Origin of the sequence: Rahnella woolbedingensis, from assembly GCF_003602095.1 — a bacterium.
Lineage (GTDB): Bacteria > Pseudomonadota > Gammaproteobacteria > Enterobacterales > Enterobacteriaceae > Rahnella > Rahnella woolbedingensis.
This window is the reverse complement of record NZ_RAHH01000042.1, coordinates 20,627-37,291: the sequence shown is the minus strand read 5'-3', so window position 1 is coordinate 37,291 and position 16,665 is coordinate 20,627. Positions and strand designations below refer to the sequence as shown.

The window sequence follows — 16,665 nt, the reverse complement described above, 5'->3', positions numbered from 1 at the left end:
AAGGGTCCATGTTGAGCATGAACCCTTTTTACACGAGCCACCGGATCGGTCAACTGATCCTTAAACGATCGGCATTAGGCTTCGGCCTCCTTTTTTTACGCCTGCGATTTGGCACAATGGTTACCGCTGCCTGCCGCTGGCGCTTTCTGCGTCAATTAAGCATCAAAAAGCGTAATCAGGTTGAAAGGAATGGAAATTCTAACTCATACTGCGTACAACGCTTTTTACTTTGTTAAGGACAGTTAAGATGGCCGAAGAGACAATTTTCAGCAAAATTATTCGCCGTGAAATTCCCGCCGACGTGGTTTACCAGGACGAACTGGTGACTGCATTTCGCGATATTTCTCCTCAGGCGCCAAGCCACATTCTGATCATCCCGAATATCCTGATCCCGACAATGAATGACGTTGATGCCACGCACGAAGCTGCGCTGGGCCGAATGATGACGGTTGCCGCTAAAATTGCCGAACAGGAAGGGATTGCCGAAAGCGGCTACCGTCTGATCGTCAACTGCAACCGCGACGGCGGGCAGGAGGTTTATCATATCCATATGCATCTGGTCGGTGGCCGTGCATTGGGTCCATTGCTGTCACGTCAGTAAGGGTAAACATGCGTTTCCTGATGGCATTATTGCCGGTAATTTTGTTGATAGGCTGTAGCAGCAAGCCTGGTATTGCGCTCAACAATCAGCAAAGAGTGGTAATGGAATCCCCCGTTCTGACGGCAGGGATCATCCCGAGTTCGCCATCAGTGTCTGATTCCGGTGGACAGAAAAAGGCCACCAGTACACTCGATAATAACCAGCCACATCCTGTCACCTTGCATTACCGTTTCTATTGGTATGATAAGCAGGGACTGGATTTATTACCGGTTGCCGAATCCCGGACTGTCACCGTGCCGGCCAACAGCAGCATTGACATCAGTTCGCTCAATGGCAATCTCGATGCGTACAGTGTGCGCATGTACCTTTATCTCTAAATTCCCGTACGGAGAAGGTTGATGAAAAAGTATTTTCTCATTGTGGCAATGGCCGCATTGATCCTTGGCGGTTGTACTTTGCCAAACCAGCAACAGACGCAGCCTCAGCAGCCAGAACAACCTCAGCAACCGCAAGAGCCACTGCCGCCGGTCAATCCGCCAGTGCCTGAGCAGCCACAGGTTCAGCCGGTTCCGCAGCCGCCAAAATTCGCAAATATTGACTGGACGGCAACCGTTGAGCCGATGCTGGCAAAAATGCTCAAAGCCGGTGGTGTGCAGTCAGGCAGCGTTCTGCTGGTCGATGGCGTGAAAAACAGTACCAACGGTTCTCTGCAAATGGCCAAAGCGACGGATGCCCTGCGCAGTACGCTGGCGAACAATACGACTTTCCAGGTGGTTCCGGCAGAACAGGTGTCTTCAGCCAAACAGTCACTGGGATTATCGCCGGATGACAGCCTCGCTTCGGTCAGCAAAGCCATCGGTCTGGCAAATATCGTGAAAGCGCAGTACGTGCTTTACAGCACCGTCAGCGGCGATGTGAAAGCGCCGACGATGTCGATGCGTCTGATTACCGCACCAAGTGGCGAAATCGTCTGGTCAGGCCGCGGTGCTGTTCAGAATTAACGCTGAACTTGTGCAATCCGAACTTGTGCCATCCGAACTACAGCAACTGTTCGAAAAACATTATCCGGCGGTGAATACCGCCGGTTTTCGTTTATCACCGGTCGCAGGGCTGACGGGTGAAAGCTGGAAAATAACCTCGCCCGCCGGTAATTGGCTGGCGCGACATCAGTCTTATGAGAAGCGAATTGCAGGGGCTGACCGGCAACGTGAATCTGCGATTTTGCGGCATGTCGCGCGGCAAAAGTCAGGGCCGTGTGTCAGACTTTATTCGCCGCCGTGGCTGATTGTTGACTGGATAGACGGCACGCCGCTGACTGAACAGGACTTCGCGACGCCTGCCACACAGCAGGCGCTGAGCCAGATGCTGGTCAGGCTGCATCAGTTGGCGCCGTCAGGCTACCGGCTGGATTTACAGCAGCAGTTTGCGCGTTACTGGCAACATATCGACCGGCGCAGGCTGACGCCGCGCTGGCTGCGTTTGCACCGCAAGATGCTGTCGCAAAATCCGCCCTTGCCGCTGAAACTGGCGCTGGTGCACATGGATATTCACGCAGGCAATGTGCTGAATACGCCAGATGGCCTGCGGCTGATTGACTGGGAATATGCGGCGAATGCGGATATTGCCCTTGAGCTGGCCGCCATTGTTCGCGGTAATGGCTGGAATGCACAGCAACAAAATACATTCCTGAATGAGTACGTCAATGCGGGCGGCTATCAGGAAATAACGCTTTTGCAGCAGCAGGTAAACCGCTGGATCCCCTGGGTCGATTACCTGATGCTGATGTGGTTTGAAGTGCGCTGGCAGCAGACTGGCGAAAATCGGTACAGTGAATGGGCGCACCCGTTGCGTCCCTGAAATCATCTGAAAAGAAAAGGAGCGTCCATTTTGTTGGGACCTGTAATGCTGGATGTCGTTGGCTATGAGCTGGATGCCGAAGAACGTGAAATTTTGCAGCACCCGCTGGTGGGCGGACTGATCTTATTTACCCGAAATTATCATGACGTTGATCAGTTACATGAACTGATCCGCCAGATCCGCGCCGCGTCCCATGACCGTCTGGTGCTGGCGGTGGATCAGGAAGGCGGGCGCGTGCAGCGTTTTCGCGAAGGCTTTACCCGTCTGCCTGCTGCGCAATCTTTTGCGGCGATCAATACGCCACACGAAGCGGCGCGTCTGGCACAGGAGGGCGGCTGGCTGATGGCGTCAGAAATGATTGCTATGGATATCGACATCAGCTTTGCGCCGGTGCTGGATATCGGTCATATCAGTGCGGCGATTGGCGAGCGCTCATTCCACGCCGACCCGCAGAAAGCACTGGATATGGCGGAGCAGTTTATTCTCGGCATGCATGCAGCCGGCATGAAAACCACCGGTAAGCATTTCCCCGGACATGGCGCAGTCAGTGCGGATTCCCACAAAGAAACGCCACGTGACGATCGGCCGCTGGAGGTTATCCGCGAGCACGACATGGCAATCTTCCGCCAGCTGAATGAGCGTAAATTGCTGGATGCCGTGATGCCTGCACACGTGATTTATACGCAGGCTGACCCGCGTCCTGCCAGCGGATCGCCGTACTGGTTGCAGGATATTTTGCGCAAGGAACTGAATTTCAACGGCGTGATTTTCTCCGATGATATTTCGATGGAAGGTGCCGCGATTATGGGCAGCTATCCGGAGCGTGCTCAGGCATCTCTGGATGCGGGCTGCGATATGATCCTGGCCTGCAATAACCGTCAGGGCGCAGTGAGCGTGCTGGATAACCTGTCTCCGGTCAAAGCTGAACGCGTTATGCAGTTGTATCATCGTGGACTGTACAGTGGAAAACAGGCCCGTCAGGACCTGCAAAATTCGAGCCGCTGGAAAGAGGCAAACCGTGAACTGACCGCGCTCGACGCCCGCTGGCAGGAACATAAAGAAACTGCCCGGTAACGTTTTTCAGACCGCGTGAGGGTTTCAACGCACATTCAGGATGAGGTAAACGATGATTATCTATTTGCATGGCTTCGATTCAACCAGTCCCGGTAACCATGAGAAAGTGTTGCAGCTGCAGTTTATTGACCCCGACGTCCGTTTCATAAGCTACAGCACGCTGCACCCGCGCCACGACATGCAACACTTGCTCAAAGAAGTCGATAAAGTGCTGCATGAAACCACCGACAAAAATTCGCTGATTTGCGGTGTTGGGCTGGGTGGATTCTGGGCTGAACGCATCGGTTTTCTGTGTGGTATCCGTCAGGTGATGTTCAATCCGAACTTATCACCGCAGGACACTATGACCGGAAAAATCGACCGCCCCGAAGAGTACGAAGACATCGCCACGAAATGCATCAGTGATTTTCGCGAGAAAAACCGCGACCGTTGCCTGGTGATTTTATCCCGCGAAGACGGCGTGCTCGACAGCAAGAAAACGGCCGAGAAGCTTCATCATTACTATCCGGTTGAATGGGATGAACATCAGAGCCATAAGTTCAAGGATATCTCGACCCATCTTCAGCGGATCAAAGCGTTCAAAAACATCGCCTGATTTAACATTTCATTTCTGAAATCCTTTAAAACCACTGCCCGAAAGCAGTGGTTTTCTATTTGTCTTTTTCTGCTGCCTGAAATCATTTTTTTGCCCATTTCCTGTCTAACCCGCTGATTTAAAGCTGTCAAAATACGTGCCATTTCCCTAAGTCAAATTAGCCAATTGAATTTAAATTGACCTATATCAATTTTGGTATGACCAAATCACCACGCATGATATCCTCCGTCTCAGATACCGATTTAACTTAAGCAACCCTATGTAATATAAGGATAATATTTTTACTCTTATATAACAATTGGTTCACATTTGAGGGGGTCATTTTGACATCACCAATGAAGAAAATTGTGATAATCGGCGGTGGCGCCGGCGGTCTGGAACTGGCGACAAGCCTGGGCCATAAACTTGGCCGCAAGAAAAAAGCGGAGATCATTCTGGTCGACCGTAACCACAGCCATTTATGGAAACCCCTGTTACACGAAGTGGCGACCGGCAGCCTGGACGACGGTGTGGATGCTCTGAGCTATCTGGCTCATGCCCGTAACCACGGCTTTACCTTTCAGATTGGCTCACTGACCGATATCGATCGCGAAAATCAGACCATCAAACTGGCTGAAATTTGCGACGAGAACGGCGAGATGCTGGTGCCGGTACGTGATATTGCGTACGACCAGCTGGTGATGGCACTGGGCAGTACCTCTAACGACTTCGGCACGCCGGGCGTGAAAGACCACTGCATCTTCCTGGATAACCCGCATCAGGCACACCGTTTCCATAACGAAATGCTGAACCTGTTCCTCAAATTCTCTGCCAGTTCCGACAAGCAGAAGAAAGTGAATATCGCGATTGTGGGTGGCGGTGCGACCGGCGTTGAGCTGTCTGCCGAGCTGCACAATGCGGTAAAACAGCTGCACAGCTACGGTTTTGAAGGGCTCGACAGCGAAGCGCTGAACGTCACTTTGGTGGAAGCCGGCGAGCGTATTCTGCCTGCGCTGCCGCCACGTATTTCTGCTGCGGCGCACAACGAACTGACCAAACTGGGCGTGCGCGTTCTGACGCAAACCATGGTCACCAGTGCGGATAAAAATGGCCTGAACACCAAGTCTGGCGAATTCATTGATGCCGATTTGATGGTGTGGGCTGCGGGGATTAAAGCGCCTGATTTCATGAAAGAAATCGCCGGTCTGGAAACCAACCGCATTAACCAGTTGGTGGTGGAGCCGACGTTGCAGACCACGCGTGACCCGAATATCTATGCGATCGGTGACTGCGCGTCCTGTCCTCAACCGTCAGGCGGCTTCGTGCCACCTCGCGCTCAGTCCGCGCACCAGATGGCCTCCCGCTGTTTCGCCAACATCATGGCGCAGCGCAAAGGGCAGAGCCTGAAACCCTACGTGTATAAAGATCACGGTTCCCTGGTTTCCCTTTCACGCTTCAGTACTGTCGGCAGCCTGATGGGTAACCTGATGCGGGGGTCTATGATGGTCGAAGGGCGGCTGGCGCGACTGGTTTACGTCTCTCTGTATCGTATGCATCAGATTGCGCTGCACGGTTATATCAAAACCGGTCTGATGATGCTGGTCGGCGGAATTAACCGTGTGATCCGCCCGCGTTTGAAACTGCACTGATTTCGTTCACTGGCGTTTTTTTGCACGCCAGCTGAATCGTTTCATACCTAATAGCCTGTTTAATACAGGCTTTTTTACTGTTCGTATAATGAATACCCCAATTGCACAATAGACGCCCAAATAGCAGAAAATCACGTCAATATTGCTTTGTCAGCTAAGAATCCTCCTAAACACCCCCTCGGGCAGGCCATTTCCCTCACTTACAGAGTTCGTCTTATTGTTTGCTTAGGCTATGAAGGGCAGACTTAACCAATAAGTTTTCAGACGGCGATTCACGCACGCCGAACCTCAGATGTGTTGTTATCCACTGAGGCACGTCTCTTACGGGGCGAATTGCGTGGTAACATTTTCGGAGGAAGTCCTGTGAACAAGTCAATGTTAGCTGGGGTCGGTATTGGTGTGGCTGCGGCATTGGGCATTGCTGGCGTTGCGAGCATGAACGTCTTTTCGTCTGGCCCGCAATATGCGCAGGTTGTCAGTGCGACGCCAATCAAAGAGACCACAAAAACTCCGCGTCAGGAATGTCGTGACGTGACCGTCTCTCACCGCCGTCCTGTGCAGGATGAGCATCAGATCACGGGTTCTGTACTGGGTGCGGTTGCCGGTGGCGTTCTGGGTCACCAGTTTGGTGGCGGTAAAGGGCGTGATGTCGCCACGGTAGCCGGTGCGCTGGGTGGTGGTTATGCGGGGAACCGCGTGCAAAGCAGTATGCAGAATAACGATACCTACACGACTCAGCAGCAGCGCTGTAAAACCGTGTATGACAAAGCAGATAAAACGCTCGGTTATGATGTGACCTATAAAATAGGCGATCAGCAGGGTAAAGTTCGTATGGACCACGATCCGGGCACTCAAATCCCGCTGGATAAAAGCGGTCAGTTGCAACTTACCCGCTCGTAATGATGTGATAAGTGCAGCAACAATAAGCCTGAGGCGCAAACCTCAGGCTTTTTTTATGCGCAGTATCCAACACTCAGGCAGTTGTGTTGAGATGTTTAACGCCGTTTTTATGTTTCACAATATCCGCCATGACCGCCAGCGCGATTTCGGCCGGGGTTTTGCTGCCAATCGGCAGCCCTACCGGGGCGTGCAGCCGGGCAAAATCCTCTTGGGAGAAATCGGCAATGGTTTGCAGGCGTTCCCGGCGGCGTGCGCTGTTTTTCTGTGAACCCATCGCGCCAATGTAAAACGCGGGAGTATTCACCGCTTCCATCAGGGTCAGATCATCCATTCTCGGGTCATGGGTCAGCGCGACAATCGCCGTATTGGCATGACAGCTTTGCTCCTCGAGATATTTAGCCGGGAATTGTTTTTCCAGGCGAATACCGGCTTTCAGTGAAGACTGAAAGTTTTCCAGCACATCCTCGCGGCATTCACAGACAATCACCTCAAATCCCAGCGCGCAGGCAAAATCAGCGCAGTAAAGCGCGACGCTCGATAATCCGGCAATCAGCAGGCGCGGCGGGGCGGCCAGATGCAGCGTGATGCAATCGTCGTTGCGCATCACCTGAGTCGCATTATGATAATTCGTCAGTTCCAGATGATCACAGGCTGCGGGCAGGGAAAGTGACTTGGTCAGGGCGTAATGTCCCGCCAGCGCCATTCCCATTCTTTGCAGATAATCGAGATTGCCTGCCGTTGCCGGTAAATATTCGATCAGGACATCCAGCGAACCGCCGCACGGCAGGGCAATATTTGGCGTCAGCCCGCCTTCTCCGTAGCGTACAATCTGGCTGGCCTGCTGATATTCACCTGCCGCAATGCGTTGCAGGAAATCTTCTTCAACACAGCCACCGGAAAGCGACCCGCAAAAATGGCCATCGGCGTTTGCCACCATCAGTGCGCCGGGCGCACGCGGCGATGACCCGTAAGTGGTCAGCACCGTACAAAGCCAGACCGGCTGGTGTGCCAGCCATTTCATCGCCTGAGAAATAACCTGATTATCAAGATGCTGCATGCAGTTGTCCGTTCTGAAAAAGCGGGGGATCGCGGAGTTGCTCCGGCAGATCGATATCTGCAATCACCGCCGGGTTATTTAAATTGAGTCGTAAAACGTCGCGGTCACGGAGAAGCTCGCGCGCACCGTGGTCGCCACGTAATTGCAAAAGTCTTTCTCTCATCGGGCGGGCAAAACCGACCGGATGTCCCGGCTCATTTTGCCAGCAGGGGCGCACTATCTGCGCCTGGCTCAGGCCGGCGGCCACTGTGGCGAAAACCTCTGCCGTAACAAAGGGCATATCCGCCAGATGAATCAGCCAGCCGTCCCATTGCGGCGTATCGCGTACACCGGCGGCAATCGATTCGCCAGTTCCGGCACTGTCGGTGAGGGTGAAAGACACCTCCTGACGTGCGCAACTGGCCTGAACCTGCATATTCTCCGCACGGGTGACTACATGAACCGGCAGACCGCTGGCGATTAACTGGTTCAGCGTAGTTTCAAAAACAGTGGCAGGATTTTCTGCTGTTTGACTCAGAATCGCATTGAGCTTGTTTCCTTCCCCCCCGGCGGCAATAAATCGTGTTCCTGACCCTGCGGCGAGAAGAATAATACCGGTCATTTTGCGCCTACCCCTTCTGGTTATTGTTTGCGCAACGGAAACGAATTATCTCACTTTTTTGCGCACAATTGTGAATGAGATATTAAAAATGTGTTTTCCATCATAGCTTATAAGGTTTTGCGTACATATAATCGCCCACGATAATCGGTATTTTTAGAATATTAGAAACTACTGAACAATAAGAAGACATAAAAGAATCAAGGGAATTTATGAGCAATTTCAACCCGTCCAGACGGCGCTTCGTGAAAGGCGCTGTGATCGCTGGCGTTTCCGTTTATCTCGCGCCGTTGCACAGTCGGGCTTACGCCGCACTGTTCGAAGAAAAAATTCTGCAATCTCCCCAGTGGGATGCGCAAAAAAAACGGGTCCGTTTCCGTATTGATGGCAAAGCGAAAGTCATGGGGCAGAAAGTGTTTGCCCGCGATATCCGCGCCAAGGACATGCCGCACTGGCCACAGAAACAGGCGCACGCCTTTATCATTCGTGCGACCGAAGCCGATAAGATTTATACCGGTCTGGATCTCTCACTATTAGGTGATGATCTAAAGCCCGATCAGCTGGTCACGGCTGACGTGCTGGCGCGCGACGGTCTGGCCTTCCCGGCATTTTATGGCGACGACATGCTGCTGCCGGAAGGCAAAACGCCTGCCTACCTGGGACAAGCGGTGGCGATCCTGGTGTATCAGGATTTTGCCAAATTCCGTTTTGCCAAGAATGCATTGAAATTCAAAGACGGTGTGGTGCGCTACGGTGAGAAAACCGGCCCGCTGGAACGTGATCCGTGGGGAACGTTCCGCTTCGTGCGCGTCGGTGGCGAAACCGCCTATGAAGACGACAAATTCTCCAGTCTGAAAGATATGCCTGTCTTCCCGGTCGGTATGCGCAAACATCTGCCGGTCTGGCCGGAAGGGCGCGAAGGCGGCAAGCTGGACGAGCAGGGTATGTACTACGCGGGCGAAATGGCGGATGAACTGAAATCGCCGCCGCAAGACTGGCTGGTGATGTCACGCAAATTCACCACGCAATCCGTGGATACTTCCGCGCTGGAGCCGGATAATGCCAACGGCTGGTATGACGCCGCGACGCAAACGCTGCATATGGTGGTGCCAACGCAGTCACCGCAGGAAGTGGCCGATGAAATGCCGCGCATGATGGCGAAATCGCACCGCACGGTGAAAACGCTGATTATGCACCCGTGCTACACCGTCGGTTACGGGTCGAAAGATCACTATAACTTCCCGTATTACGGTGCGGTCGCGGCAATGTATGGCGACGGCGCGCCGGTGCGTCTGGCGAATGACCGTTTCGAACAGTTCCAGTCAGCGCTCAAACGCCATGCGTTTGATATGAATTACGACATTGCCGTGGATCGCGAAACCGGCATGTTGCAGTCATTCCACGCGGCAATGACCGCAGATGGCGGCGGGCGCAGCAACTTCACACCGTCGGTGGTGATGGTTGGCGCAACGGCAGCCCAGTCGATTTACTATTTCCCGAAAAGTGATTTATCCGCTGTCGGCCTGGCTTCGCGCGCGCTCGATGCCGGTTCCGCACGCGGCTACGGTACGCTGCAAAGCATGGCCGCCACGGAAATGATGATGGATGAGCTGGCTGCCGAGCTGAAGCTGGATCCGATTGCGTTCCGTATGCGCAACGTCCTGAAATCAGGGGTGAAAAATACCCAAGGTGCGATCCCTGCCGGAGCAATCCGCGCCGATGAAGTGCTGGAAAAAGCTGCCGTACATCCGCTATGGACAGAACGCCAGAAACGCAAAGCCGAATACGAAAGCCAGAATCCGGGTAAACGTTATGGCGTCGGTTTTGGCTGCGTGCAGAAGGACTTCGGCACCGGAGCGGAAACTTCTTTCGCCCGCGTGGAACTCAGCGAAAAAGGCGAAATCAGCCTGTGGCACAGCGGTGCAGAAATGGGCACGGGGATGTCGACGTCTCAGTCCGTTCTGTGCGCCGAATGGCTGGGAAAACCGGCTGAACAGGCGCATTTCTCGGTGACTGACTGGTCAGTACTGCCGGTGGAAACCAGCGGTGATCCGTACATTATGTCGCAGGAAGAGCAGGACAAACTGCAAACCAATCCGCGCTGGTCGCCGTCTTACTGCTCGCCATCCAGCGCCAGTAACTCAGCCTACTACTTCTCCCACAGCACCCGCGAAGCAGCGCGCCTGATATTTGACAACGGCATCTGGCCTGCGGCGATGGCTATCTGGCAAACCGGCATTGGCGGCGGACAGGCTGCCCCTTATGTGGTGCGCAAAGAAGATGCCCGCTGGGTGGAGGGCGGCCTGACCGCTAACGGTATGCAAATTCTCAGCCTCGAAATGCTGGCGAAAAAAGTGTACGAAATGAAAGGTCTGACCGGCGCAGCGGTTCACGTATTCAACCGCTGGCAATGGGCGGAGGCCGATTTCACCCTCAACAATGTGCGTCAGCGCATTCCGGTAGATGGCATGGCGGTACGCAACGGCACGGACGAATTCCGCACGCTGGCGCGTGACGCGGTGTATTACCCGCCAACGCAGCGTAATAACGCTTCTGTGACCTATTACAGTGCGGTCGGTACGCTGGCCGAAATCGCGGTGGAAATAGCCACCGGCAAAATCGAACTCCTGACGCACCATTCCATCATGGAATGCGGCAATCTGATCGTACCTGAACTGGTATCCGGCCAGCTACAGGGCGGGCTGGCGATGGGTATCGGCCACGCATTACACGAGTATTTACCGCTGTACGAAGACGGACCGGGCAACGGAACGTGGAACTTCAACCGTTACCATTTGCCGCGCGCCAGCGATGTGGCGGTCTGGAAACAGACCAGCGATATCCTGCCTGCGCTGTCGGAAACCGATCCGCCAAAAGGCATGGCCGAAGTAGTGATGATCCCGGTGGTCGCCGCGCTGGTGAACGCCATCGCCCATGCCACCGGCCACCGTTTCCGTGATTTGCCTGTTCGTGCTGAAAATATTCGTGAGGTTTTACAATGAGCATCAAAACCCAGCCAATGACGCTGACCATTAACAATCAACAATACGGCCCGCTGGACGTTCCAGAAGGCCTGATGATGATTGATTTCCTGCACGAATATGTGGCGCTGACCGGCTCCCGTCTGGGCTGCGGGCAGGGGATTTGTCACGCCTGCGTGGCGATCGTCGATCATGAAAGCGGCACCAGCGAAGAAGTGCGTACCTGCATTACCGGCGCCCATTTCTTCAACGGCAAGAAAGTGCGCACTGTCGAAGGCCACGCGAAAACCGATGACAAGGGTGAGGTTCAGCTTTCTCCGGTTCAGCAGGCATTTCTGGAGCACTACAGCTTCCAGTGCGGTTACTGCACGCCGGGCTTTGTGAATGCTGCGACGTTGCTGCTTGAGCGTCTGGAAAAAAATCCCATCCCGCTGGCAGATCTTGAAGCGGCGATTAACGGCGCGCTGGAAAATCACATCTGCCGCTGTACCGGCTACGTACGCTATTACGAAGCCGTGCGTGATGTGGTTATGAAAACCCCAGGCCTGATCCGGGAGCATGCGTGATGAAAAAACGTCTTTTCCTCGCGCTGCTGGTGGTGATCATTATCGTGATCGCCGTGCTCTGGTGGCGGGAAAACCGCACGCTGGATGCGCCGGTGCAGAAAGTCACTGCGGATACGGCGCAGATCGAACGCGGTCGTTATCTGGTTCAGGCGTCTGACTGTGCGGCGTGTCATACCGCTTCCGGCGGTGCGCCACTGGCTGGCGGCTATCCGCTGGAAACGCCGTTTGGCAAAATTTTTGGCAGCAACCTGACGCCTTCTGCGGATGAAGGTATTGGCCGCTGGACGTCAGACGATTTCTATCTGGCGCTGACCAAAGGCGTAGCACCGGGCGGACGTCATCTGTATCCGGCGATGCCTTACACCTCCTACAAAGGCGTGACCCGCAAAGATTCCGACGATATGTATGCGTTTCTGATGACGCGTCCGGCGGTGGACCAGCCGGTACCGGAAAACGAAATGCCATTCCCGTTCAACCAGCGCATGGCGATGATTGGCTGGAACCTGTTGTTCCGTACCAGTGATCCTATGCCTGCCAGTTCTCAGGGCAATTCTGCCGACTGGCAGCGCGGCCAGTACCTGACCGATGTGCTCGGTCACTGCGGCGAATGTCATACCCCGCGCGGCAAACTCGGCCAGATGGATACCGACAGCAATCTGAAAGGCGGCACGCTCGGTCGCATCACCGCACCGGCGATCACGCCGGATGCACTGGCGCAACGTGGCTGGAACCCGGCGGATCTGAGCCGATTCCTTGCCACCGGCATCGCGCCACAGGGATCTGCCTTTGACGAGATGCATAAGGTAATTGATCTGAGCACCCGTCATCTGAGTGAAGCCGATCACCGCGCGATCGTCACGTATTTGCTGGGCGATAAACCGCCAGCAGCCGTGCCGGTCAGCATCGGGCAGGGCGGTAATGACGCGGGACGCATCACTTATCTGGATCAGTGTTCCGGTTGTCATATGGCCGATGGTTCCGGTAAACCGCATGTCGCGGTGGCAATGCAAAACAATGCCACTTTGCGCCAGCCGGATGGCCGTAACCTGATTATCTCGGTGCTCGATGGTTTACCGGCACAGGAATTCCCGAACGGCGAAAGCATGCAGCCGATGCCGGGTTTTGCGGATCGTTTGAACGATGCGCAAATTGCCGAGATGGTGAATTATCTGCGCGTGACCTTCGGCGGGCTGCCGGGGGATATCACTGCCGAACAGGTGAAAGCGTTGCGTAAACCGTAACGGTTAACCGAAAGGTATAAAAAAGCCCGGTGAATGTTGAGTTCACCGGGCTTTTCTTTTATCGCGTCAGTCTCAGATCAGATGATCAGCAAACTCACTCAGCATATCTCCGACAAATTTCAGGCGTTTCGGCCGATCAGTCAGATCCAGCATAAACTTCAGTTTGGTCGGGCCGTCGAGACGGTAAACCTGCGGCTGTTTTTGTAGCAGGCCAATCAGGAAGCCCGGATCGACACGGTTCTTATCGCCGAATTCGATAAAGCCACCGCGCTCGTTGCCTTCAATACGCCGGATGCCCAGCTCTTTGGCTTTCAGGCGCAGCACCGCAATGTGCAACAGATTGCGCGCGGCGTCCGGCAGCGTACCGAAGCGGTCGATAAGCTCCACGCGCAGTTCATCCAGCTCACCTTCGGTCTTCGCACTGGCGATGCGTTTATACAATGACAGACGGGTATTGACGTCAGGAATAAAATCTTCCGGCAGCAGCGCAGGCATACGCATTTCGACTTCGGTCTGGCTGGTGGTTAAATCTTCCAGCGACGGCTCGCGGCCCTCTTTCAGCGCTTCGACGGCGTTTTCCAGCAGTTCCATATACAGCGAGAAACCGATGCTGGTCATCTGGCCACTCTGGCCTTCGCCCAGCAGTTCACCCGCACCACGGATTTCCAGGTCATGCGTTGCCAGAGCAAATCCGGCACCCAGATCTTCCAGCGAGGCGATGGCTTCCAGACGCTTATGTGCATCAACAGACATGGCTTTCGGCGGCGGCGTCAGCAGATAGGCATACGCCTGATGATGTGAGCGTCCGACGCGGCCACGCAGCTGATGCAGCTGCGCCAGACCAAAGTGATCGGCGCGTTCAATAATGATGGTATTCGCCGTCGGAATATCGATACCGGTTTCAATGATGGTGGTACACACCAGCACGTTAAAACGCTGGTGGTGGAAATCATTCATCACGCGTTCCAGATCACGCTCACGCATCTGGCCGTGACCGATGGCAATGCGCGCTTCCGGTACCAGTTCGGCCAGCCGCTGTGAGGCTTTCTCGATATTCTCAACGTCGTTAAAGAGATAATAAACCTGCCCGCCGCGCAGAATTTCACGCAGGATAGCCTCGCGGATAACCAGGCTGTCGTACTCGCGCACAAAGGTTTTGACCGCCATACGACGCGCCGGTGGGGTAGCAATAATCGACAAATCGCGCATGCCGCTCATTGCCATGTTCAGCGTACGCGGGATAGGCGTGGCGGTCAGGGTCAGAATGTCGACATCCGCGCGCATCGCCTTGATGCGTTCTTTGTGACGCACGCCGAAACGGTGCTCTTCATCGACAATCAGCAGACCGAGATCTTTCCAGCGCAGGTCGCTTTGCAGCAGTTTGTGCGTACCGATAATAATATCGACCTTGCCTTCCACCGCGTCTTCCAGCACCACGTTTTGCTCTTTGGCACTGCGGAAACGCGACATCATTTCGATGCGCACCGGCCAGCTGGCAAATCGGTCACGGAAGTTATCGAAGTGCTGTTGCGCCAGCAGTGTGGTCGGTACCAGTACCGCTACCTGCTTATTGTTGGAGACCGCCAGGAACGCCGCACGCATTGCCACTTCGGTTTTACCGAAACCGACGTCGCCGCAGACCAGACGATCCATCGCCAGCGGCTGGGTCATGTCGGTCAGAACGGCGTTAATGGCCTGTGCCTGATCCGGCGTGGTTTCAAACGGGAAGGCCTGACAGAACAGCTGATACTGCTCTTTATCATGCTTAAAGGCGAAACCGCTTTTGGCTTCGCGCTGGGCGTAGATATCCAGCAGTTCGGCAGCCACGTCACGGACTTTCTCCGCCGCTTTCTGGCGTGCTTTCGACCAGGCTTCACCGCCGAGTTTATGCAGCGGCGCGCTTTCGTCTGCGCCACCGGCGTAGCGGCTGAGCAGATGCAGCGACGAGACCGGCACATAGAGTTTGTCTTCACCGGCGTAAGTCAGGATCAGGTATTCGGCAGTAATGCCGCCGGTTTCCAGCGTGGTCAGCCCGAGATAACGGCCCACGCCGTGCTCGACGTGGACCACCGGCTGGCCGGGGCGCAGTTCGGCAAGGTTGCGGATCAGCGTATCGGTATTAATTGACCGGCGGCTGTCCTGACGGCGGCGCGCCACGCGCTCTCCGAGTAGATCACTTTCGCAGATCAGCGCCAGCTGTTTATCCGCATCCAGGAAACCGCGTTCGCACGCGCCAATCATGATGTAGCGACCGGCGGTATTGGCTTCTTCAATGCGGGTAATCAGCGTCGGCATCAGCTTGATGCGTGCCAGTAAATCCTGAAGCGTTTCACGGCGGCCTTCACTTTCAACCGAGAAGACCAGGCTGCCCGCGAAGGATTCATTGAATCGACGCAGGTTATCCATCGGCGCTTTATTCTGCGGCTGAACGGATAAATCAGGCAGTTTTTCGTAACTCAGGTTGGTATTGGCGGCTTTCTCAGGCAGCGAATCGGTGCGCAGTTGCACGCGCGGCCACGCTTTAAGTTCCGCAAACAACGAATCAACGCGCAGCCAGAGATTTTCCGGCTCAAGCAGCGGACGCATCGGATCGACGCGACGGCTTTCATAACGCTGGCTGGCATCTTGCCAGAAACGGTCGGCGGCAGCTTCGAGGTCGCCGGTGTTCAGCAGCAGCGTGTTTTCAGGCAGATAGCTGAACAGCGTGGTCAGCGGCTGACTGAAAAACAGCGGCTGCCAGTATTCGATACCGGCCGGGAAGGTGCCTTTGCTGACCTGCTGATACACATGCTCGGCGTCGCGGCGCACCTCGAACTTTTCGCGCCACTGGCTGCGGAACAGTTCGATGGCGTTTTTATCGGTCGGGAATTCATGTGCAGGCAGCAGATTGATGTGATCCACTTCGGTCAGCGTGCGCTGGGTGTCCACGTCAAAAATACGCAGGCTGTCGATTTCATCATCAAAGAAATCAATGCGGTAAGGTTCTTCGCTGCCCATCGGATACAAATCGAGCAGGGCACCACGGGTGGCAAACTCACCGTGTTCCATCACCTGATCGACGCTGCGGTAACCGGCCTGTTCCAGCTGCGCACGCAGTTTATCGCGGGAAAGTTGCTGGCCTTTTTTCATCACCAGCGCGTGACCGTGCAGGAATTCATGCGGGCAGACGCGCTGCATCAGCGTATTCACCGGCAGAATGATGATGCCGCGTTCCATGGTCGGAAGCTGATACAAACTGGAAAGGCGCGAGGAAATGATCTCCTGATGTGGAGAAAAACTGTCGTAAGGCAGGGTTTCCCAGTCCGAAATGCTCAGGACTTTGTTTTCAGTAAACTGCTGAATTTCATCGCGCAGGCGCAGGGCATTTTGCATATCAGGGGCGATCAGCAGCACGGGGCCGGTGTGGCGTTCACTGATTTGGGCGCATTCCAGCGCGCAGGCGGAGCCCGTAAGCTGGCCTAACAGGCGGGTGTCACCCGGACGTTCAGGCAACGAATAACGATAATCTTGAGACATAGGCTGTTTTGAGTTCTCGTTTTGGCGGCTGTCGGAGGCCAATTTGCAGAC

At 54.8% G+C, this 16,665-nt stretch carries 15 protein-coding genes; 12 read left to right on the top strand and 3 right to left on the bottom strand.

The window, feature by feature from the left end; genetic code table 11:
* From D6C13_RS25800 to D6C13_RS23495, 9 genes are all read left to right on the top strand, one after another.
* Positions 1-236, top strand: a 236-nt coding sequence (locus D6C13_RS25800; protein WP_208642937.1) for a hypothetical protein, incomplete at its 5' end; no start/stop codon positions are given.
* Positions 237-247: 11 nt separating this feature from the next.
* Positions 248-601, top strand: a complete 354-nt coding sequence (gene hinT / locus D6C13_RS23530; RefSeq protein WP_120135087.1) for a purine nucleoside phosphoramidase — start codon at positions 248-250, stop codon at positions 599-601.
* Positions 602-609: 8 nt separating this feature from the next.
* Positions 610-978, top strand: coding sequence for a YcfL family putative periplasmic lipoprotein (locus tag D6C13_RS23525; RefSeq protein ID WP_120135086.1), 369 nt, complete (start codon positions 610-612; stop codon positions 976-978).
* Between the two features lie 21 nt (positions 979-999).
* Positions 1,000-1,602 carry a penicillin-binding protein activator LpoB gene (gene lpoB, locus D6C13_RS23520; protein WP_120135085.1) on the top strand — a complete coding sequence of 201 codons (603 nt, stop codon included), beginning with the start codon at positions 1,000-1,002 and terminating at the stop codon, positions 1,600-1,602.
* A 25-nt stretch (positions 1,603-1,627) separates the two neighbouring features.
* Positions 1,628-2,458, top strand: a complete 831-nt coding sequence (locus D6C13_RS23515) for a phosphotransferase (RefSeq protein WP_425272751.1) — start codon at positions 1,628-1,630, stop codon at positions 2,456-2,458.
* 45 nt (positions 2,459-2,503) lie between these two features.
* Positions 2,504-3,532: a beta-N-acetylhexosaminidase gene (gene nagZ, locus D6C13_RS23510; RefSeq protein WP_120135083.1), complete on the top strand. Its 1,029-nt coding sequence runs from the start codon at positions 2,504-2,506 to the stop codon at positions 3,530-3,532.
* A 52-nt stretch (positions 3,533-3,584) separates the two neighbouring features.
* The gene (gene ycfP, locus D6C13_RS23505; protein WP_120135082.1) at positions 3,585-4,127 is read left to right on the top strand and encodes an alpha/beta hydrolase YcfP; all 543 of its coding nucleotides are present in this window, start codon (positions 3,585-3,587) and stop codon (positions 4,125-4,127) included.
* Between the two features lie 323 nt (positions 4,128-4,450).
* Positions 4,451-5,755, top strand: a complete 1,305-nt coding sequence (locus D6C13_RS23500) for an NAD(P)/FAD-dependent oxidoreductase (protein WP_120135081.1) — start codon at positions 4,451-4,453, stop codon at positions 5,753-5,755.
* Between the two features lie 363 nt (positions 5,756-6,118).
* A complete protein-coding gene (locus D6C13_RS23495; RefSeq protein ID WP_120135080.1) occupies positions 6,119-6,655 on the top strand; it encodes a glycine zipper 2TM domain-containing protein in 537 nt (178 codons plus the stop codon).
* 73 nt (positions 6,656-6,728) lie between these two features.
* Here the strand turns inward: D6C13_RS23495 and D6C13_RS23490 are convergent, their stop codons facing one another.
* On the bottom strand, positions 6,729-7,712 hold the full coding sequence (locus tag D6C13_RS23490; protein WP_120135079.1) for an XdhC family protein: 984 nt from the start codon (positions 7,710-7,712) through the stop codon (positions 6,729-6,731).
* On the bottom strand, positions 7,699-8,313 hold the full coding sequence (locus D6C13_RS23485) for a nucleotidyltransferase family protein (RefSeq protein ID WP_120135078.1): 615 nt from the start codon (positions 8,311-8,313) through the stop codon (positions 7,699-7,701). The genes D6C13_RS23490 and D6C13_RS23485 overlap by 14 nt, the downstream gene beginning before the upstream one ends.
* Before the next feature lie 209 nt (positions 8,314-8,522).
* Here D6C13_RS23485 and D6C13_RS23480 point away from each other — a divergent pair, with 209 nt between their 5' ends.
* From D6C13_RS23480 to D6C13_RS23470, 3 genes are read left to right on the top strand one after another with little or no spacing between them, the layout of a single operon-like run.
* The gene (locus D6C13_RS23480; protein WP_120135077.1) at positions 8,523-11,312 is read left to right on the top strand and encodes a xanthine dehydrogenase family protein molybdopterin-binding subunit; all 2,790 of its coding nucleotides are present in this window, start codon (positions 8,523-8,525) and stop codon (positions 11,310-11,312) included.
* Positions 11,309-11,857, top strand: coding sequence for a (2Fe-2S)-binding protein (locus D6C13_RS23475; RefSeq protein WP_120135076.1), 549 nt, complete (start codon positions 11,309-11,311; stop codon positions 11,855-11,857). The genes D6C13_RS23480 and D6C13_RS23475 overlap by 4 nt, the downstream gene beginning before the upstream one ends.
* A complete protein-coding gene (locus tag D6C13_RS23470) occupies positions 11,857-13,098 on the top strand; it encodes a cytochrome c (RefSeq protein WP_120135075.1) in 1,242 nt (413 codons plus the stop codon). Before D6C13_RS23475 ends, D6C13_RS23470 begins: the two co-directional genes overlap by 1 nt.
* Before the next feature lie 72 nt (positions 13,099-13,170).
* On the opposite strand, the gene mfd is transcribed toward D6C13_RS23470, so the two are convergent.
* A complete protein-coding gene (gene mfd / locus D6C13_RS23465) occupies positions 13,171-16,614 on the bottom strand; it encodes a transcription-repair coupling factor (protein ID WP_120135090.1) in 3,444 nt (1,147 codons plus the stop codon).
* Positions 16,615-16,665 lie beyond the last annotated feature (51 nt).

Coding starts and splice junctions, on each gene's coding strand:
- hinT (WP_120135087.1), top strand. CDS start 248: ATGGCCGAAGAGACAATTTTCAGCAAAATTATTCGCCGTGAAATTCCC.
- D6C13_RS23525 (WP_120135086.1), top strand. CDS start 610: ATGCGTTTCCTGATGGCATTATTGCCGGTAATTTTGTTGATAGGCTGT.
- lpoB (WP_120135085.1), top strand. CDS start 1,000: ATGAAAAAGTATTTTCTCATTGTGGCAATGGCCGCATTGATCCTTGGC.
- nagZ (WP_120135083.1), top strand. CDS start 2,504: ATGCTGGATGTCGTTGGCTATGAGCTGGATGCCGAAGAACGTGAAATT.
- ycfP (WP_120135082.1), top strand. CDS start 3,585: ATGATTATCTATTTGCATGGCTTCGATTCAACCAGTCCCGGTAACCAT.
- D6C13_RS23490 (WP_120135079.1), bottom strand. CDS start 7,712: ATGCAGCATCTTGATAATCAGGTTATTTCTCAGGCGATGAAATGGCTG.
- D6C13_RS23485 (WP_120135078.1), bottom strand. CDS start 8,313: ATGACCGGTATTATTCTTCTCGCCGCAGGGTCAGGAACACGATTTATT.
- D6C13_RS23480 (WP_120135077.1), top strand. CDS start 8,523: ATGAGCAATTTCAACCCGTCCAGACGGCGCTTCGTGAAAGGCGCTGTG.
- D6C13_RS23475 (WP_120135076.1), top strand. CDS start 11,309: ATGAGCATCAAAACCCAGCCAATGACGCTGACCATTAACAATCAACAA.
- D6C13_RS23470 (WP_120135075.1), top strand. CDS start 11,857: ATGAAAAAACGTCTTTTCCTCGCGCTGCTGGTGGTGATCATTATCGTG.
- mfd (WP_120135090.1), bottom strand. CDS start 16,614: ATGTCTCAAGATTATCGTTATTCGTTGCCTGAACGTCCGGGTGACACC.